Origin of the sequence: Fuerstiella marisgermanici (assembly GCF_001983935.1) — a bacterium.
Lineage (GTDB): Bacteria > Planctomycetota > Planctomycetia > Planctomycetales > Planctomycetaceae > Fuerstiella > Fuerstiella marisgermanici.
The window spans coordinates 8,213,314-8,234,002 of the sequence record NZ_CP017641.1; the positions used below are offsets into that span (position 1 = coordinate 8,213,314).

Sequence of the window (20,689 nt, forward strand, 5' to 3'; positions counted from 1 at the left end):
CTGAAGAGCGGAGATGGAGATCAATCCACAAACATGAACTCGTTACTGTTGAACAGAAGCCGACACGTGGCGGCGAGTCCGTGCTTGTTTGTGTATGTGAGTAACATTTCGCGTTCACCTGATCGAGGCTCTCGCAGGTAGACCAACCGGCACGCCTCGCGAATTTGATCGCGACTCGTTGAAAATTTCGCTGATAGTTTATTTGCCAACACTTCACTGTGGTGGAGTACGAAATCGTTGTTAAACGTGGCCAACGCTTGCAGGGCTGAAACAGAATGGCTGCGTTTCGGGGCAAGAAGGCCAAGGTCCGGAAAATCGAGTGACTCCATAAACGGATCCGCGATGCCTCGCCAGACAACGCGGTAAATATTGCGTCGAGCAGCCACCTCAGACGTCCAGTCAAAGGCGTCATAGTCCAGTTCCGGGGTGGCCTGAGCTCCTTTCGACTGCGTGAATTGCTGAATTCCGGGGCCGTACATCGTTAAATCGATACGCCCGGAAATCTGCAGCACTGCATCGCGAAACGATTCAGCGTCCAGGGAATGTCGATTCATTCGCCAGAGCAATCGATTGTTTGGATCGCGGTGTCCTGCCTTTTCATGTAACTGGCAACTCCGCTGATAGGTCTGCGACGTCATGATTAAACGATGCAGTTCTTTCACAGAACCGTTAGCGTCATCGCGAAACCACACCGCGAGCCAGTCAAGAAGTTGCGGGTGAGACGGTTCGCCGCCCATGCGTCCGAAGTCGTTGAGCGTGTCGCAGATGCCGCGACCGAAGTGTTTCGCCCACACGCGATTCACGACGCTTCGCCGCGTTAACGGATTTTCGCGAGCTGCCAGCCAGTCGGCCAATGCCGCTCGCCGAAACGATTCGTTTTGAGCGTCGGACAGCTCGAACCGGCCCGGCAGCGTTGGGATGGCCGACAGAGAGCCCGGCGAAGCGACCTCTCCCGGCTGGTCAATGCTTCCTCGATTCAGCACGCGGACCACTTGGGGAGTCATCGGCTGTGTGAGTTTCGTTGATCGGGAATACCACGGCGAAGCCGCATAGACGGATGATTGTGGCGGCAGTGCCTTCAGCCTTTGTTCAGCAACCGACTTCACTGCAAAAGACAGCACCGCGTTGTGTTGTTCGGGAGTCCGTTCGGATTTTGGGACCTTCATCGCTGCGGCAACGGCTTGGGGTACAACTTTCGCGGCAGCTCCGTCCGCATCGGTCGCATACATTCGGCAGCGACCAATCAGGTGGGATCCTCCGTGCAGTTGCTTTAACACCACGGTAACCTGACTGTCCGCTTTCAGCTTTGCTGCCTCTTCGAGCTCAAACACGGCGTGATGAGCTTCGCCCACTTTCGGATAAATTCCCCATGCGGTCTTCACGTTGGAATCCAGCGAATGGTCGATCGTCCAGCCTTCCTGGTCCCAATCGGCCACCGCACTGCGAATGTTCAGTCGGCGCGATTCGTTGTCGTTCAGATAGATTTCCACTTCGTTCAAATGAAGATTGCCATTGTCACAACGGCCCGGACCTTTTGCCGGAAGACTTTCGTCGGGCAGGACTTCAAGGCGAAGGGCCGTTAGAGAATTTAAAGCCAGCGGTGCGCTGATGGTATACGTGTCGGTATCCGGTCGATGACCAGTTGCCAGCAGTGAATCATCATCAAGGCGTTTTAATGTGGCGCCACCTGACGATACAAACACAGTGGGGCAAAGCGTCGTCCACAAGGCGGGTTGTTCGGCAGCAGATGCTTCCCAGCTTTTCGCGAGGTTTGCAATTTCTTTGGACTTGTCGTTGGATAGCTCACCTCGATCGGCCCGATCGATCAACGCGGTCCAGTGTTGACGTTGGGCTGCGATTTCCGGGGAAGCGTCAAATTCGATGTCGCCTTTGCCGATGCCAGCAAATACCGCCTGCAGCGAGTAATAGTCTTCCTGGGTGATCGGATCGAACTTGTGATCGTGACAGCGTGCGCAATTGGCTGTCGTGCTGGCGAATGCGGCCATCGTTTGGGTCACCATGTCGTCGCGGTCGAGATAGTCGAACGTCACAGGTGCCGTGCTGGCGCGGCTGAGTTCCAGCGGCCCGGCTGCAATGAATCCCAACGCCGGAGTGAGATTGGTTTGTTTCGGAAAGAAGTGATCCGCGGCAAGTTGTTCACGAATAAAACGGGGCCACGGTGTGTCATGGTTGAAGCTGTCAATGACATAGTCGCGATAGCGCCAGGCGTTCGGCCGAAACACATCGTGTTCGCAGCCGTGTGTGTCGGCGAAGTGAACGGTGTCCAGCCAGTGGCGAGCCCACCGTTCCCCGTACCGTGGTGAATTCAAAAGGCCGTCGATGATTTTTTCCCATGCTCCAGGGGCCGCATCATCGGCAAACGCTTTAACATTGTCTGGTGTCGGCGGCAATCCGTGTAGATCGAAGTAGGCGCGACGGATGAGCGTTCGACGATCTGCAGGATTCGTTGGAGTCAGTTCCGCTGATTGCAGCTTGTGCTGCACAAACGCGTCGATGGGGTTTCCCGGTTTGTTTTGGCCATTCAGTGACGGGACTTCCGGACGAACCAACGGACGCAATGACCACCAATCGAGTGGGGCGCCGGGCGATTTACCTGGCGTCACCGGCTTGCGAGGATCGACGGCCCCTCGTTTGACCCATTCGACCAACAGTGCGACGGTTTCCTGCGACAGCCTTTCACCGGGAGGCATCTGTAACTCTTCACTGTCGCGACGCACCGCCTGGATCAGCAGACTTTCGTCCGGCTTCTTCGGAACAATAGCCGGCCCGTGGTCGCCTCCCGTTGTCCAACCGTTCCGGGAATCCAGCGTCAGGCCACCGCTCATGCTATCGGATTCATGAGAATGGCATTCGAAGCAATACCGTTTCAAAATCGGTTCAATCTTTTCCGTGAAGAAAAGATTGCCCGCCGTGGTCGTCGCAGCCTCCTGTGCAGGCGAGTTTCGGCTCAGCAGCAGCAGTGAAAATGCGGCTATGCAGAAAAGGATTCGGCAGGATGGACTCACAGCATTTCCACCGTCTTGAAGAAGCGTATTACAGTTCGGGCACGCAGGTTTTGTCAGGCGTTTCTAATTGAATACCCACAGGCCATGCTAAACATACTTGTTGTCGCCGGGGCAGGCATAATCTCACTGGTCGTTCGGCATCGCTGTTTCGTGTGAAAGATTCCGCGCTGCGGCTAGAGCAGGCTCAGCGCGTTTTCGCGTTGTACGAGTGGGAAGTAGACCGTTTTGCCTCCTTGCCGGTGAGATTCGAAAACGCCGCAGATCATTTCGACGGTGACAGCACCGGCATGGGCGTCGCAAAGTGGTGCGCGGTTGTTGTCGCAGGCGTCGATGAGGTCTCGCACGGCGAGGACATGGTTGTGTACGCTGGCAATGACGTCTTTTTGGTTCTCTGGCAATCCAACGGCGGCCGTTGAAATCGGAATCCACGGGCGAGGCTCAGCGGTTGGCTGGTACGGATTTCCGGGGGTGAAGTGGGCCACGGGATCTCGATCGATGTGAATGGTCACGGTGCCTTTGCTGCCGATGAGTTGCATGCAGTAGGCGTTTCCTTCTGTTCCGTCGTTGGCGATGGAATCGTAGTAGGCGACGATGCCTTTCTGCGTTTCGTAGCGAGCGTGCACTTCGTTTGCAGCCAGCAGTCCAAGCCCTTCTGCTCCCGGCTTGACGTCCTCCGCCGTGATGCGACGACCACCCTGAAGCATGATCGCAGAACATGATTTCGGTGCGCCAGCGAAATAGTGGATCAGGTTGACAATGTGACTGCCAAGCACCCACAGATCTTCGCCCCCGCCACGACGGTCGCCTTTGCCGCGTCCGCGAATCTGCAGCAGTTTTCCCAATTCGCCATCTGCAATTAGTTTGTCGATCTGAGCCAACGTCGGGTGATAGCGGTTTCGGTGCGCCACTGCGATCGTCGCGCCGTGCTTCTTACAAGCCGCAATCAGAGCGTCTGCTTCTGCGGGCGTGCGACAGAATGGCTTTTCGATGTAGAGCCCTTTTACGCCCGCTTCAATTGCAGCCAACGCCATATCATGATGCTGATCTGCGTGACGCGGGCACACGGAAACAAATTCGGGCCGCGTTTCCGACAGCATCTTTCGATAGTCTGTATATCCCCGATCGATGCCCAGCTTTTTCAGTTCGTTTGCGAGGCCCGATTCATTGCCGTCAGCAACCGCGACGATTTCTGTGTTCGCGATCTTCTGCCAGACGGTGTCGAGTCCATGCCCATAGTTGCCTCGCCCCGTGTGTCCAATCACGGCGACGCGACGCTTCGGCTGGGGACTTTGAGCAAATCCTGATGCAACGGTTGCAGAAGATGCGATAAGGAAGGAACGGCGTTTCATAACAACGAAGCCTGCTGATGCGGCCGCAGACGTGAGACGCGGCTGAAAGGTCAACTATTGCTCAACGTGAATTATGCATGCTAACGCGACCAGCGTGAATCTTCTATTCAGCAGACCATGTGGTGACGGTTGTTGCTGGCGGTGTCCCGGTTGCAGTTGTGTGCGACTGATTCGCAAGGCATTTTTGGAAGAGCGTCTTGCAAAGATCAGAAACCGGTGTTTGGATACCAGCGGCTATAGTGGTTGTTGCCAAGACGCGTTAGAGGAGTGGTGACGGGCTTGTACAGAAGTGATCCATCGCGGACCTTCTGGCGATGCCCCAGTTTGGACACCAGGGGCCAATAGGGATTCTTGCCACTTTGCCATTCGACGAATTGGTTAGGGTCCCACACGGCAATACCGTCCGCTCCGTCGTCATAGTTGGTGGCGACTTTGCTCAGCAAGTCTGACGCACTCTTCATTTTCCACCCGACATAAAACGGATAGATCGTCACGTCGGTGCCTTCAGTGATGCGAGCGTAGTAGGCCGTGTCGCCTGATTTCGTTTTTAGTCCGCTGGTGTAGTAGGCAAACCAGGCGATGCCGATCTGGTCGATCAGCTTTTCTTCAATCCACTTTTCCACATCGATCCCGAATTTTCGATTGTCTGCAGCCGTCGCAAACGTTGTTACCGCCAGCTTCAATCGAAGGCCCGCTCTGCCCTGCTTTTCTGCCGTTTCGTCCAGCAACTTACGAATCTTTCGCATGAAGCCGGTCACAATTTCCGCCCTCATTTCGAAAACCCTTGGATCGTCTTCCGCAAGTTTCCGCGGGTCTTCGCCAAATTTTTGGATGAATCGTTTACAGAATGGTTCCTCCCACAGAATCATTGGCATGCCTCGGTGGAACATGAACCCTGCTCCATCCGGTTCGCGCTGCAGCACTTCGCGGTAGACGTCCAGTAGGTGATCCTGAACTTCTTCTGCGGCGTAGCTCATGTGCATCGTGGGCGTTCCGTCGTGATCGACACAACGCCATTCCGGGTGAGCCTCGTAGAATTCGCTCATGAAGAACTCTTCCCACGGCGGCGCGCCCTTCCAGCCAGCAGCTCGCAAGCAGACAAGAATTTCCGCGTCCTGCGCGTGAGCCTCTTCGACCGCAACTTTCAGCGGATCAATACCCTGCTGCAGCAAGTGCCGGACGGACTCGACGTATTCGCGATCTACGGATCGTGGGAAGGTGTCGAGGTGGCCTCCCATCAGATTTCCAACTTTGGTGGGATGATGCACAAGGTCCGCTCCACCGACCTGAAACCACCACGTCTTGAAGTCGCTGTCGCGGTAGCCAGAAAACGTCGCCGCAAGGTCCGCTCGGTTTTGCGGCCGAAACGGGTGGATCCATGTGAATCCGTCGAACGTTGCAACCGAGGTTTTTGTCGCTGTTTGTTGACGGTCTGCCAGCACTTCGGCGACTTCTGATTCGGTAAGCGGGACTGTCTTTACATAGTGAATTCGCGCTGGCATTTCGTAGACCGTCGAAAAGTGCAGATCGTTCCCTGTTAAGTCTGCCACACCCAGAAAAATTTCTTCCAGCACGTCCCGCCGCCTCGATCCCAGGTCAAGCCGGTTGCTGAGACGCGTGTAGGCGGGATCGTTTGTGAGTTTCACTTCAACATTGTTTTTGTCCGGCCGGACCAGATCCGTGATGGTGCTAAGTCCAACGTAGACGGCGTGCCAGCCCTGCTTGCCAAGCTTCAGTGTCAGGTCGGGAGCCGACGATTCCCGGCCGACGGAAACACACTTCCCGGAGAAGTCTGCGGTTTCGTATTCGAATACTTTCCACTTCGCATGCTCACGACGCTTCGACAGACCGTCTGCAGGCGTGCAAGCAGTCATGTCCGTCATTAGTTCCGCCTTTGCGGCGTTCTGCCACTGAGATGAGTGCGCAAACGGAATCTGTTCATTCAGTGGCCGGCTGACGGTTTCGCTACTTACCTGGAAGCCAGCGAAACTGAAATCCGGTTCCTGCGGATGCATGACTCCACCGACGACGAAATATCCAGAACCCGAATGTTCGACGACGAGTTTGTGGATCACGGATTGTGGTTTTCCGTTAAGCAACGCCCTGCAATCGACTTCGGATTCAATTCCACGACTGTTCGGATTCGGCACGGCACTTCCGGACGCCAGTGTCTTGCCTGAAATGTCGTGAAGGCTGTACCGGACATTTCCGCCTTTCAACGACGTCCCGGTGATGCGAAAGGCGACACTCGAAACAGTGGCAGCGCGTCTCGTGTTTGTAGGGGCGACGAACCGAAAGATAAGCTTGTCAGCCCGAGGATCTGCGCAATCGACCTGCGAACTTGGATCGTAGAAGCCCACGGTGTCGGAGGAACTTTCGATCAGCAGACCGACGGGATCAGGCAGCGGCGCAACAGTGGTGTTTGCAGCCGTTGGCTTTGTGAAGCCTGTAAATGGTACATCAAATGTGCCGACCCAGGCCTGGACTGGTTCGGTGTGTTGAGGCGGTGGATTAGACACGTAGTCTTCAAAACGTACAGTCGTCGCACCGGTCATCGGTTGGCGAATGCTGGAGTCTGCCGGGTTATCAAGGACTCTAATTTCGACGGCAGATTTGCTCACGCGACTATTCAGTGCTTTCAGCTTCTGCAGTTGAGTGATCAACTGGTCCGCGACGATGCGATGGCCATGCTTGTTGGGATGAATGCCATCCAGCAGAAGGTCGTCGATGCTGTTCCCATCAGTTTCGCCGTAGTGTTCGAAGCTGCGATAAATGTCGATCAAAGGCACCATCTCAGCTTTGGCCAGGTGCCTGACTGCTTCGGCGTATTCCTGCAACTTAACGTTGAATCCGTTGGGTTCGTCGGCAAGGTAAGGTGGCTTCCCATACATCTCTCGCATCTTTGGCGTCCACCGCAGCGGGTTCGGTGTCATGAGAACGACCTGCACTTTGCGAGCTTTGAGTGTGCCGACAAAGTGACGCAGGTTTTTGACGTAGCGGTCCATCGGCACACGCGGCGTTGTCGCGGGAGGATCTTTCCAAACGTCTACAGCAGCATCGTTAATGCCGAATTGAATGACGACGATGTCTGGGTTGTGGTCAAGCACATCCGTCTTAAAGCGGGCTTGCGCGTGATCTGTGTTGTGGCCGCTAATGCCAGCGTTCACAACGCGAACCGGCAGTCCCGTTTGAGGGAGTTCTCGTTGAAGGATTTCGGCGTAGATCTCCAGATCGCCGCGCTTCGCCGTTGTCGAATCGCCAAAGGCGACCAGCACTGCTGGTTCCTGGGAGTTCGCGACGTTGGCGGACGAAACGAACATCGCCAATATCAGAAGTTGCAGTCGAACATTGGTTATGGACATTGGGTTTGAATCAAAGTGAGGTTGTGGCTGATCAGTCGGGGGACACACCGTGCACTGCGGTCACAGCGTCGAATCCGTGTGCCCGTGTCTTCTGAATACTTCGCTACGTCAGGCGTTTGAATCCTGTATGTTTGACCGGGCTACCGATCCGTCCAGCGACATCTCTGGAATCGATCGCTTCTTTCAGCTCGGAAAATACTTCATCCAGTGCCGAAAGGTAAGCTGTGACGTGTCGCGGCTCGTGGGCGAATGTCGCGTTGAAGGCTGCGGCGGTCAGGTAACCTCGATCGAGCATTCGAACCGTCATCAGTGTGGTCAGTGCTGCAGCTTCGGGGTGATCGAAGGCCAGCAACGCCAATTCAGGACGGCCGGGCGTTTTGATCGGCAGCCCGTGCTTCTGTCCAAGTTGCTGCCAGCCTTCAATGACAAGCGAGCCGATTTTTCTGAGATGGCTGGGGACATCGTGGTCCATCATTTTGCGGAGGCACGCGACTGCTGCGGCCGGGCCAACGCCTTCGGTCCAGAACGTACTGGAAATGAATGAGGACTGCGCCGCCTGCATCGTTTGGCGATTGCCAATGATGGCTCCGATTGGAAAGCCGTTGCCGAGTGCCTTTGCAAACACGGCGATGTCGGGGTTCACGCCGTATTTTAGGTGAGCTCCTCCGAGTCCCAGACGCCAGCCGATCGATATTTCGTCGAAGATTAATGGCACGCCAAGGTTGTCGCACCGCTCGCGGACGCCTTCCAGAAAGCCCGGCTGTGGTTGCGTCTGACGAGTGGGCTCCATAACGATCGCTGCCAATTCATTGCCATGTTGCCTGATCAAGGCGTCCAGTTCGTCGAGGTTGTTGTAATGAAAAGTGAGCGTGTTGCCGGCAAGGTTTGATGGCACGCCACGCGGTTCCAGGCCGGGTAGAAGATGTCCGACCAACGCATCTGAGTTCTCGTCGTCGCCTGCGGCAGTTAGGTTGGCGGCCAGATACCAGTCGTGCCAGCCGTGGTAACCGCAGAGAGCGATCTTGTCTTTCCCGGTTGACGCTCGCGCGATGCGGACAGCGACAGCCATCGATTCACCACCGGCTCGAGTAAATCTCGCGTTGTCGGCCCACGGATGAATCTTCAGCAGCAGTTTTGCCAGTTCAACCTCGTCGTAGGTTTGCAGAGTCGACATTGATCCGAGGCTGACGCGGCGCATCACAGCAGCATTCACATCCGGGTCGCTGTAGCCGAGAATACAGGCAAGAATGCCGCCCATGCTCATGTCGATGAATCGCCGGCCTTCGATGTCGATTACTTCGCAGCCACGAGCTTCCCGATAGTAGGCGGGCCATTTTTCCGGAGCGAACATTTCCGGACGTTTGCTTAACAGTTGCGTGCCGCCAGGAATGATCTCAGTTGCGGAACGATACGCTTCCTGCACGTCGGGCATGACTCGAGGCAACGGCAGTTCCAGCAAACGCCGAGCTGCCAGGCAGAAGATTTCTTCCACATCGCCGTCGTTGAGGTGCTGATTGCGGCACGCCTGCTTCAATGCCAACAGAGATTCGATCCCCAGAAATGTTGGTCGAGCAAATCGAGACTTGCTGAAGTCGGCTCGGATTTCATCAAGCCACAAAAAGCCGTCCGCCAAATCGACGCAGCGACTCTTCATTTCCGTGACGCAAAAATCGGCTCCGTACAGCAATCGCGTGGGGCCGAACACTTTCAGAATGGCTTCGAAAGCTTCTGGTTCGCAGACGGCAGACGTGTCAAAGAAGACGTTGTCGAGTCCTCGGAGTGCTGCAATGCCTTCGACCGTGTGCTTGCCACAGAAACCTCGTGCTGCGTGAGCGAGAACTAGTTTGGCGCCGGGATAGCGTTCACAGTGTTGGCGGATGTATATCTGATTCTGTGTTTCGGCAAGGGCTCGCGGAAGCACCATGTGCAGCATGATGACCAGACCGTGTTGATCGGCCAGTTCCCACGCCCATTCGGGGATGAATTCTTCCGTGGGGGCGAATAGATTGTCTTCACGTTCGGCGAACAGATGGTAGACCTTGAAGCCCACGAAGTGATCGTCTTTGATCTGCTGCTCGACATCCGCTGCGTTCTGCTGCGGAGTGAGAATCATCAATCCGCGTGAATTCGGATCGTTCTTCATTTCGTCCGCGAGGTGCCGATTGGCCCCATCGACGTCTAATGCCCGTGTTGGAAACGGAAAGAACAGTCCCCCTGTCGGACATCGGTCCGGCATCCACATCGACAGTCGTTCATCATAGACCGCGCGAGTCACGACTTCAGGGCCAGCTGCCGCCAACGCCGGGGTTGGAACTCCAAGGTCAGTGACCCGCCAAAGGTGAGCGTGGGCATCGAATACATCGGGCGGGACGAAGTTCCTGAGGTGCCGATCCCACAAATCCAGATCGTAGTCTTCGACAGGAGCCCAGACATACGGGTTTACTTCGGCGTCGGTGCTCATGCTAATTGCTTTCCACGTACAACGAGTACAACCTGGCGTCGCCGCCTTCCGGCCAATGGACTCGTACTGCAAACGGCCTGTTGGCGGGGACGGCTTTTGACCAGACAACCGGAGTGCGCGTGCCGTCGTTGGAAACTCGCGCCGCGTTCTTACCGGAATAGTCTGGTAGTGGCTGATCAAACTCGTCAACCAGTTCCACGGTCAACGGCGTTTCTGCGCTGACCGCGTCAACGTTCGCAAAGATCTTTGGAGCAGTCGCTGCCACGACGGGCGCCGTTACGATGTGAGCTCGGGACCCCGACACTTTGCGCGACAGGTAGCCGAAGCCGTCTCGTCGCATGGTTGCCAGTCCGATTTCCATGTTCTGCAGCTTTCCGCCGGTGTCCCAGTGGGAGTACCACATCATCGTCTGGTCGCCAGCATTTGCAAACGCGTGTCCCTGAAGCAAAGTAATGTTGTCCCATTCATTGTCGGTGCCTCGCGCGATGACCTTGTGGTCTGGCACTGGTTCGCGGAAATGAATTCCGTCGTTGCTGACAATCAGTCCCAGGTCAATCGTCACGCCCTTGTTCCAGTACTTGCCGTCGGCCGGTTTTTTCTCCGCATCCTGCCACATGCCATGTAGCCCGACCATGACGTTGCCGCGATTCCACAAGCCAGCTCCCATATGAGTCTGCTGGCCCTTGATCGGCGTTGATGTCAATTGGCCTGTTCGAGCGAAAGCGGTTGCCTTGGCACTTAACCAGTTTCGGAAATCCGGCGAACGGTAAGTTAGCATGACTCGACCAATGCGACTGCCGTCCATCCGCCACGACCACGGCGAAAGAAGTTGCCCTGGTGCGTAGTAAAAGTTTCCGAAACGATACAGCCCCGAAACTTCGAAGCGTTCTCCGCCCGAGTTCATTGGTCGATCGCCTACAACCTTCCAACTCAGTCCGTCAGCACTGGTCGCAGCGACAAAAGCGCCCCACCGGCCTTCGTCGGGACCGATGCCACTTCGTCCACCGCGGACATCATCAAAGGAAGGGTGTGCGATGTAGACGCACTTGTAACGTTGCTGTGGGTCAGGGGCGTCAGGTTCATGAAGGACAGACAGGAAGTCATTGACCTTCGCAAGTGATGGTACTTCTGACGTGATCTGGCAGATGTTGTTCTGTTTATTCCCGTTAAAGTCGACGAGTCCCAGCTTTGGTTTCGTCCAGTGAATTCCGTCGTCACTTTCTGCGTAGCACATCGGCCGCCACCAACCAGGAGCCTGGCCGGATTCAACTTTCGCTTCGAACATCCCCAGGTACCACATCCGAAACTTTCCGGCTTCGTGCAGCACCGTGCCATACAGAATTGCGTGCCCGTGATCAGGGCTGCCTTCCGGCCCGCGGCGCAGCACGGGATTGGCTGGATGCTTCTCCGCAGTGACCGGAGTTACCACAACATTATCACGCCACGGGATGGCATGGTCGTCGAACGAAAACAAAACCGCTTCACTGGTTTGCGGTCCGCCGTCGACGGAAACCTGGCCGAAAGCGTTTATGGACAGTGTGACGGTCACCGCGGTTGTAATCAGCAAGTTCCAGATGTGCCGTGCTGCGTTATATGGCGTCATGGGCTCCTCAATTCTGTATGCAAGTATGGCAACGGAAAATGGGCTGGTGCCGATGTCGGATACATCGAACGCTGTCTGGAATTTGCGTGCTATTCGTTGAACTTGAAGGAGTAAAGGTCTGCATCCTTCATTACGAATCGAAGCCGTACCGGTTTGCCTGCCAGAGCAGCAACGTCGCTGCCACCTTTCCATGTGACGGTTCGAGCAATCTCGTTGCCGATCTGTTCCGTTGCGTCAGCTAGTGAGAACCCCGGAATTGCTTTCCCGCTGGCATCCTGAATCTCAACACGCACGCTGCCGGCAGCAGACGTGCCGAAGTTGATGCTCAGTTCACCGCCCTTAAAGGTCAGCGGTTTTGTCGTGAGTTCGCCACCAGCGTAGGGAGCTTGTGCAGATGCGAATCCATCCAGCCGCATTGAGTATCTGTGTAGGTGCGATGTGGGCTGAGCGTAGTCCTGGTTCAGGTACACAGACATTTCCGTCGGCCCGGTCTGAACAATATTCAAAGCGGGATAGTTCGTCCGCGAAACCCAGTTGCGCGCACCGATGCCTGGTCGAATGAATCCGCCGGGGAACGTTCGATCATAGAATGAACCACCTCGGGAGGTCATAAGCACAGCATCGGACGTGTCTTTGAAGTACTTCGGCGACACATTGATAGCCTTCGCCTGTTCGTCAGTCAGGACCTGACGCTTCGGCATGAATCGAGCGGCCACCGAAACATATAAATGCGGAGCTCGAAAATAGGCATGGGTCTGGTTGGTGTAGAGCTGCTCAATGGGACCATCTTCGCCGAGATGGCGATACTCCATCAGGACCGGTGCTGACCACGTAAGAAAGTCGTCGCTGGTTGTCCGAGCGATGCGGCGGATTCCGTCTTTGAATACTCGGAAAAAGCACACGTATTTGTTTTCCAGAGCGGACCAGAAGGCCAGGTTCTGCGAATCGAACATGTATTTGTACGGGACCATGCTTGTCGGGATCACCGGTTCTTCACGCAGCTTTTTCCAACGGATTCCGTCGGCCGATACCAGAGCGACAAGGCCACTGTGCATGGTTCCGCCGATCGCTTTGTAGCGTTGTTCGGCAGGAACGCCGGGGCGAGTGTCCAGCATCGGGCTGAAGTTGTGAGTGATGGGGGCCGCGTTCGCCAGAATGATGTTGGTCTTTGGGTGACCTTCCAGCGGAAATAGGTCCAGTTCCGGCTTTGTCCACTGAATGCCGTCTTTGGACTCCGCATAACAGTAGACTTCATCGGGACTCCCGTCGGCGCCAACGCTCGGTCGGCCGCGGTAGTAAAGCCGATACAGGTCGCCGTCCTTGATGACGGTGCAATAACCGCAAAACAGCCCTTCCCACGGCTTGTCGAACTCCATGGCGATGCCTTCATCGCGGGGCCGATTTAGCGTCAGTTGCACGTTGTCCAGGTTGTCGATTAGGAAGTGGTCAACAAACAATTCCCGCCGGCTGCCAAGTTCAATAACGTCGTCGGCACAGACGAAAGTTGCGTTGATCGTGGCTAGCTGAATGGCAACGAGGGTTGAAAATAGAGTGATGTGGCGCATCGAATAGCATTCCTTCGAAAAGACTGGCGACGGAGGCGGACACGAGACTGGAAGTTAGACACGGTATGACCGAGCCATTTCAAGTCATCAGGTGGGAATCACAAACGGGACGGCATTTCGGGTCGGTGTGGGCAGGCAAGTGACGTATGGCTGGCCTCGAAAATTAGGCTCACAAATATCTGAGGTTGACGTTCTGTTCGGGGTGGGTTTGCAGGGGGCGAAGCAAGAAAGTCGTGTTCGTGGTTGTTGTGGATGGTCTATTTCGCTGTAGATTCCAAGGCATCTGTCTTGGGGAATTGTTGCAGAATCCATTCTGCCGCTCGTTCGGCGCTGTGGCGGGGTGTTGTGTGTCCGCGTGGTTCCGGCATGATGTGCAGTTCAATGCGGCTGTCAATCTTCTTATTGCGCGAACCTGCGGTGACAGCCTGGGCGAATTCAATGGCGCGATCGGTCCCCACGCGATCGTCCTGATCTCCGATCACGACCCAAACGGGCCGTCCGGCTAACTGGTCCGCTTGATGCGTCAGGCTTACTTTTTTTACGAGCGGATGGTCGGCATTGGCAACGAACTCCCTGACCACGGCCGGATCTGTCACCGGCGCAAACGCCGCAGCGCATTTCACGCGTTTGTCGAAAGCTGCAAAGTGGATTGCCAGAAAGCCGCCTCGTGATGTCCCACAAGCGGCAATTCTGTTTGGGTCGGTTATGCCTTTGTCAATGAGATGATTGAGGACTTTTGACAGCCGGCCATTGCATTCCGCGACGATGTCTTCGTTATTGGCCAATCGATGGCTCCATCCCTGAAGGCCGGATGGTTCGCCATCAATGGCCTGCTTGCCGTGACACGGGAGGTCGATTGTCACACACAGCCAGCCCTGTTCGGCAAGTTGGTTGCCGCACTGACGAAAGTACTTGTCGCCGAGCGTCTCATCAATTGAGCTGGCGAGGACGAACAACGTCGGAGCAGCCTCCGTTTGTGAAGTCGCGTTCCACAGACCGTATTCGACTCCATCCGGCGTTTCGGCATGCTCGACAACCGGAGCTGGCTGTTGGGCAATCGCGAAAGAATTCGCAGCGACAAACAGGCTGCACGCCAGTGCCTGAATGATTCGACGACTAAACACAGCCTTCATACTCCTGTCCTCGCAGCAGCGCATAGTGCGGTTTTTCTGCGGAGGGGGCTGTCCACCGCGAGCGTGAGGACATGTAGTGAACCGCCAGGCCGCGCCGAGGTTGGTCGGTTTGGTTGGGGCCGGATCGGTGTAACAGCATGCTATGGTGAAACGAACAGCTTCCGGCTGCCAGTTCATTGGGAACCTCACGAGCCAAGTCGATCTGTTCCGCGCGGACCTGCATGTCAACTCGGTCGCCCACCTGCCAGGGCTGATCGTGATCGAGTAGTTCGCCATTGTGGCTGCCGGGGATCACCCACAGGCAGCCATTGTCGATGGTGGCGTTGTCGAGAGCCGTCCAGCACGTCACGATTTCTCGTGGTTCAATTGTGAAGTAAGCAGAGTCCTGATGGTAAGGCTTTTCCACCCCACCCGGCGGCTTCATAAAACACTGGCTGCCGAAGAGTTTGATGTCCGGTCCAATCAATGATTCTACGACGTCGAGGATTTGGGGATTTGTTGCATGTGCCATAAAGACTTCGTCATGCTGGGCACACTGATTAATCTTCCGAGCGACAGAAGATCCAGGTTCGTATTCGATGTTGTCTTTTGGGAACGACGGCACCTGCCCCGCCGAGATTTCGGTCATGCGGTCTCTGAGTTTTTGTAGCTCAGCCGCCGAAAGAACTTCATTCACGACGACATAGCCGTCGTTTTTGTATTGCGTGAGAGTCGTTTCATCTACAGCGGGCATATTCAATAGTCTTTCACTAATGGTTTATTGACTTGCCTGGTCAACTGCGGCGGTGATCGCCGAAAAACGCTGAACCAGCAACCCTGAGACAGTACCAATCCACAGAAAAGAATCACCTTGAGCTCGCAAAGCCGGGGCATCCGTCCCGATCCACAGCTTCTTTCCAGCAGCCGTGGCCGCTTCTCGAATTCTCTGGATGGCTTGTTGGTGTTCAGCGTTGTCTGGATCCCAACAGCAACCCAGATCCGCCGATAGATCGTATGGTCCAAGCCCAACAGCCGTCGTCAGCGGGTGGGCCGCAATGGAATTGACATTGTCAACACCCACTCGCGATTCGATCTGCGGGATCACAATGAAGTGATCTTCAAACTGGTCTCGCCAGCTAGTGTAGTGGAAATCGCTCATCCAAAAATTTCCCATCCCGCCGGGGCGACGCTTTCCTCGCGGCGGCATCTGAATGGCGTCGCGGACCGCGTCGAGTTGACTTGCGGATTCGATATTGGGCAACAGCAATCCGCAGGGCCCGAGATCGATCGCTCGACGGATTTCTGAAAGCTCACAGGAAACCGTTCGCATCAGCACGGGGAAGTCCGCCAGCCTCGCGACCTGACAAACCTGTGCGACTGTTTCGTCAGTGTGGCACCCGTGTTCGCGATCGAGCACCAGGTAGTCCAGTCCGCCGAGTTTGCAGATTTCAACCAGCAGTGGCCAGACATGGTCTGTGGCCATCACACCGATCACCGGCTCAGTCGTGGCCAGTTTCTCTCGAAGTCGAATCGCGGGAGTGAGCATGAAGTTTGCTTTCAGTTAATCGATTTTGCGATTCGGCTTTGTCGTGGCAGGGGCCGTCCAGATTGTCACACCCATGTGGTAGCCGTCGTGGTCGGGAGTCTGTTTGGAATACCACGCCGTGACAATTTTTCCATCGGGGCGCTGCACGCTTGATGGGTAGCCACAGTCGGCATTACCAACGGTGTGAGCCAGACGGACCGGTTCACTCCACGTAAGCCCTTCGTCGCTGCTCAACTTCGCACAGACTCCGCGCTGACCGCTTACCCGCACACCGTAGCTCAACAGAAGCCGCCCGTCCTGCAGCCGATTCAAGTGTCCGTTGATTTCATTTCGTTCCGTGACAGACTTGGGTTCGCCCCAGGTTTTACCGTTGTCGTCGCTGCGGAACAGCTGCATGTTGGTAATACGAGCGGCTGCCAGCCATGACTTGCCACCCAGAGGAAAGATATTGGTTTCGTTGTGATCTGGGCCGATGATCGAATCTGCTTTCCAGGTGTGGCCGTCATCGTCGCTGCGGAAGTGCCACGATTGCCATCGATCGGCCTTATAGGTCTTTGTTGAATCCTGGTAGTGTCCGTGATAGCAGGACGCGTGCAATGCGCCGTCTTCTCCCGCCCAGATATCGCCGAACGGAACGTACTCATTCCATCCGGTTTCCGGCGCCGGAAATGCTTCCTGCTTTTCCCATGTGTGCCCGGCGTCTTTCGATCGCAGCACCCACGTACGCACTATGGCATCTCGATACGGCATCTGCTTCGGGCGGTCCGCTTGCTTTTCGTTCGTCCAGCCAGCGCAGAGAACGATGATATCGCCATTTTTGGCGAGACCGGCGGCACAATTCATGCGGATTGTGTTTGGTTCGTGCTGAGTGACCGTGCTGCGTCGTTCCCACTGCTCACCGTCGGAACTCACCCAGCAATCAATATCACCTTCGGTCAGTCCATGACTTGGCTTATTGAAGATGAAGGCCGCGATTGTGCCATCCGGAAGCAGTGTTAGATTCGGCCAGGCGCAGACATTTTCGACAGCGACAATCTGCTGCCAGCGACTGCTATCGGTGTGCTCAACATTTTGTTGCTCATCTGCACCGGCGGTCGCGGCACTCGTAAGAATGAACATCGCAATGCAATGACGCAGCGGAATCGTGCGAGGCGTCGTCAGCGTATTAGGTGTCATAGAGATCTCGTTTTCGTTGCGTGTTCGACGTGGTTTTGGTTTCGGCGATGGAACTGAGTAGATCAAGCGGTGCACAGTTTCCGGCTTCGTACCTTTCGGTTGTCTCGGCCGGATAGACGGATTTCATTTGTGGACAGATCGCCGGGCCAGGCAGGGTCACTGCGAGTCTCAACGCCTCGGTATCCCGCTCGATTTGTTAACGGTTTGTGTTCCGACCTATGTGCTTCACGTCCAAACGCTTGATTCGCGTGGTTTTGTTTAGACCTAAAGAAGCCAGCTTCTGCCGAAGTGGGCATTACGCCAGTTCGGTGTGCGCGAACGGTGTCACGATCATTCGCGATGATGTATTGGCTTTCGGCCGAAGTGTCGGTTTGTCGAAACCTGAAGTCGCAGCGGTTGATGAAGCCCTCGGTGCCACAAACATCGATATTGAAGTTTCGCATGCTCGCCAGACTGTCGATTCCCGCGGTCGCGATCACTTCTGGACACGCTGCGGCAGCGAAAAGTTTGCTGAAGCAATCCTTCGGAGTGCACCCATGGCGGGGCTGGCTATCGACGTGTAAAACGTTCCGCACTGCCTGAGTGGTCGCTGATTCCGCTTCGTCGCGTTGCATTTCAAAGCGGCTGGGATCGCCGTAGGTATCACTACCAGGCAAACGGCGGTCAGGTTGACGTGTGACTGTAACTCCGCCGGTTGGCCCGGCATAATTCAGCCGCTCGGCCAGCACAGCCGTGTCGTAAGTGGCCGGCTGCAGCAACGAATTATCCCGATCGTTGTGATTCGATTTGCTGCTGGCGTCCTTCACGGTATGCTCCCAACGCTTGTTTTCAGGGCTTTTCGAATATATGGTATTTATTCAGGGGGCGGCGTCAATTGACCTCGATCAATACAGCGTTCTCGGGATTAATTGTCAAATTAATTCATTGGACAGGCACGGTCGCCACGTACTAAGGCACTAAATACGATGGCGGCAGACGCTCAATCAAACGGAACTCAGGCAGAAGGTCTGGCCGCAACGCTGCGGCGCGAAATTCAGGAGTCGCCATTGGAAGATGGTGATTTCTTTATGACCGAATCTGACCTCGCAGAAACCTACGGTGTTTCGCGAACCGTAGCGCGGGAGGCCGTCGGCCGCCTGAAGTCGCTGGGGATGCTGGAAGGACGAAAACGCAAGGGGTTGATTATTCGTCGCCCCGATCCTCTGAAGCTGCTGACGCAAACATTACCGTCTCTGGTTTCGAACGAGGATGACCTTCGAGAGTTAGGAATGTTGCGTTACGCGCTGGAGGTTGGTTCCATCGAATTGGCGATTCGGAACACAACGGAAGATCAAATCCAACAGCTGTCTGAGGTCGTTAGTCAAATGGAAGTGGCTTTCGCTGACGAGAACGATGTCGAAAATTTTGTGGAACTCGACGTGCAGTTTCACGCTCTGATCCTGGCAATGACAGGGTCACGAATGATTTCCGGGATGAGAAAACTACTTGTAGACTTCTTTATTAAAGTTCCGCGTCGAGGCGATCTGGTGGCTGCGGCCGACCGAATGATCTGGGAGCACCGCGAACTTTACGAGGCCATTCAAGCCCGCGATGTGGAACGGGCACGAACAATGATCCGCATGCATTGCACGGAATGGTTTCGAGACTTACCAGATGACACGTCGCCCAATCGGGACGATCGAGGAACGAAAATATGACGCCTGGCCTGCACTGGATCGACTGGCTGATCATTCTTGTCTATGCCGTGTTGACAATACTTCTGGGGTGGTTTTACAGCCGTCGTCAGAATTCAACGGAAGAATATTTCGTTGGCAGTGGTGAAATGAATCCGCTGTTCGTGGGCGTGTCTCTGTTCGCCACACTACTCAGCACGATCTCATATCTGTCGATGCCAGGCGAAGCGGCTGGCAAGGGGCCCGTGACGCTGCTGGGAATGCTGACCTACCCGGTGATTTTCATCGTGGTGGGCTACTTCTTTATCCCGATCTATATGCGACAGCGCGCCACAAGCGCCTATGAACTTCTGGAGCAGCGATTGGGATTAAGCGTGCGTCTGCTGGGTGCCACGATGTTTCTCTCACTGAGGCTCGTGTGGATGATGCTGTTGGTATACCTGGCCGCCAACGCAATGACGGTGATGCTTGGAGCGGACTATTGGGTCATTAATACAGAGGCGTGGTCCATCGCTGCCGGGCAATTTAACGATGCCGATCCGACCACATTGCTGCCGGGGCTATACCGGTGGGAGCTATCCGAACTGCGAATCGCGGCTGTCCCTGTGATTGTGCTGGTCACCGGTGTGGTTTCCGTGACCTACACCACTTTGGGAGGACTGCGGGCCGTTGTGATGACGGACTTCATGCAGACGGTTCTGCTTTTCGGTGGAGCGTTAATGGTGCTGGCAACCGTCACATGGAAGTTTGGTGGCTTTGGTTGGTTGCCGACGCAGTGGCACGATAATTGGGATTCGCAGCCGGTGTTTAGTTTTGATCCGCGGACGCGCGTCACCATGGTTGGCACGTTCCTGAGTATCCTGACGTGGTACGTTGCGACGTCTGCAGGAGACCAAACGTCCGTTCAGCGGTTCATGGCCACACGTGATGCGGGCACTGCTCGGCGAGCGCTACTGACGCAACTCTGCGTTGGTGCACTCGTGGTTATTACGCTCCATTTGGTTGGCATGGCACTGCTGGCATTTTTCGAAACCAATCCGGAAGCATTGCCTGCCGGAATGGGGCTGAAATCGGACGCGGACAAACTGTTTCCTCGTTTCGTTTCCTTCGAACTTCCGATCGGGATCTCCGGACTTGTCGTGGCAGCGATGTTTGCAGCGGCCATGAGCAGCATCGATTCGGGTGTGAACTCAGTCACTGCAGTCGTGACGTCCGACTTCTTTGATCGATTAGGGCGAAAGCCAGACGCGGAAAAAGGCAGTCTTCGTTCAGCAAAACTACTCGCATTGATCATTGGTATCATCGTGGTCGTTGGCAGCACGTATATGAAATACATTCCTGGCAACATCACAGCGGTTACGAACAAGACAGCAAACCTGTTTACTTCGCCGATCTTTGCTTTGTTCTTCTTCGCCCTGTTTGTTCGGTTCGCTCACCCCATTGGAGTGTGGGTCGCGACTTTGTTTGGCACCGTCACAGCGGCAGCCATTGCCTTTTCCGGACCGCTGGTCGTTTTTCTGGCGACGAACATGGGCGTCGACCCGCAAACGTTCGGCGTGGAATTAATGACTGTGATCGATCCTGGTACCGGTGAAGAACTGATCCGGTCCGCCGTGCGTGAAATGAATCCGGAATCCGGTATGCTCGAACTTGTCGCTCGCGACCCGATCAGCTTTCAGTGGATTGGCCCGGTGTCTTTACTAGTGAATGTGGCGGTCGGAGTCGGTCTCAGCTGGGTACTGCCGCGAAGAAATCTGGAGCTGGACGCGGCTAACGCTAAGGCATGAGGTGTCTCGGTTGTCGCCTCTGGATTGAC

General features: G+C 55.5%; 13 protein-coding genes. 2 read left to right on the forward strand and 11 right to left on the reverse strand.

Features of this window, described 5'->3' with window-relative positions; genetic code table 11:
- Positions 1–20: 20 nt before the first annotated feature.
- The 11 genes from Fuma_RS31040 to Fuma_RS31090 all read right to left on the reverse strand — a co-directional run bounded on the left by Fuma_RS31040 (position 21) and on the right by Fuma_RS31090 (position 18,006).
- Complete coding sequence (locus Fuma_RS31040; protein WP_077027535.1) at positions 21–3,026, reverse strand: PSD1 and planctomycete cytochrome C domain-containing protein; 3,006 nt, start codon at positions 3,024–3,026, stop codon at positions 21–23.
- A gap of 173 nt (positions 3,027–3,199) precedes the next feature.
- Positions 3,200–4,375, reverse strand: coding sequence for a Gfo/Idh/MocA family protein (locus Fuma_RS31045; RefSeq protein ID WP_077027536.1), 1,176 nt, complete (start codon positions 4,373–4,375; stop codon positions 3,200–3,202).
- A gap of 206 nt (positions 4,376–4,581) precedes the next feature.
- On the reverse strand, positions 4,582–7,737 hold the full coding sequence (locus Fuma_RS31050; RefSeq protein WP_077027537.1) for a GDSL-type esterase/lipase family protein: 3,156 nt from the start codon (positions 7,735–7,737) through the stop codon (positions 4,582–4,584).
- 103 nt (positions 7,738–7,840) lie between these two features.
- Positions 7,841–10,198, reverse strand: coding sequence for an aminotransferase class III-fold pyridoxal phosphate-dependent enzyme (locus Fuma_RS31055; protein WP_077027538.1), 2,358 nt, complete (start codon positions 10,196–10,198; stop codon positions 7,841–7,843).
- Between the two features lies 1 nt (position 10,199).
- Positions 10,200–11,801 carry a glycoside hydrolase family protein gene (locus tag Fuma_RS31060; protein ID WP_077027539.1) on the reverse strand — a complete coding sequence of 534 codons (1,602 nt, stop codon included), beginning with the start codon at positions 11,799–11,801 and terminating at the stop codon, positions 10,200–10,202.
- Between the two features lie 89 nt (positions 11,802–11,890).
- Positions 11,891–13,366 carry a hypothetical protein gene (locus Fuma_RS31065; protein WP_077027540.1) on the reverse strand — a complete coding sequence of 492 codons (1,476 nt, stop codon included), beginning with the start codon at positions 13,364–13,366 and terminating at the stop codon, positions 11,891–11,893.
- Between the two features lie 257 nt (positions 13,367–13,623).
- A complete protein-coding gene (locus Fuma_RS31070) occupies positions 13,624–14,490 on the reverse strand; it encodes an alpha/beta hydrolase family protein (RefSeq protein WP_218922337.1) in 867 nt (288 codons plus the stop codon).
- Positions 14,483–15,232, reverse strand: coding sequence for a phytanoyl-CoA dioxygenase family protein (locus Fuma_RS31075; RefSeq protein WP_077027542.1), 750 nt, complete (start codon positions 15,230–15,232; stop codon positions 14,483–14,485). The genes Fuma_RS31070 and Fuma_RS31075 overlap by 8 nt, the downstream gene beginning before the upstream one ends.
- Positions 15,233–15,256: 24 nt before the next feature.
- Entirely contained in the window at positions 15,257–16,024 is a 768-nt protein-coding gene (locus Fuma_RS31080; protein WP_077027543.1) for an HpcH/HpaI aldolase family protein, read from the reverse strand.
- A 15-nt stretch (positions 16,025–16,039) separates the two neighbouring features.
- A complete protein-coding gene (locus tag Fuma_RS31085) occupies positions 16,040–17,200 on the reverse strand; it encodes a sialidase family protein (protein ID WP_077027544.1) in 1,161 nt (386 codons plus the stop codon).
- A 62-nt stretch (positions 17,201–17,262) separates the two neighbouring features.
- Entirely contained in the window at positions 17,263–18,006 is a 744-nt protein-coding gene (locus tag Fuma_RS31090) for a hypothetical protein (protein ID WP_077027545.1), read from the reverse strand.
- 159 nt (positions 18,007–18,165) lie between these two features.
- Here Fuma_RS31090 and Fuma_RS31095 point away from each other — a divergent pair, with 159 nt between their 5' ends.
- Complete coding sequence (locus tag Fuma_RS31095; protein ID WP_077027546.1) at positions 18,166–18,897, forward strand: FadR/GntR family transcriptional regulator; 732 nt, start codon at positions 18,166–18,168, stop codon at positions 18,895–18,897.
- The gene (locus tag Fuma_RS31100) at positions 18,894–20,660 is read left to right on the forward strand and encodes a sodium:solute symporter family transporter (protein ID WP_077027547.1); all 1,767 of its coding nucleotides are present in this window, start codon (positions 18,894–18,896) and stop codon (positions 20,658–20,660) included. The genes Fuma_RS31095 and Fuma_RS31100 overlap by 4 nt, the downstream gene beginning before the upstream one ends.
- Positions 20,661–20,689: the final 29 nt, after the last annotated feature.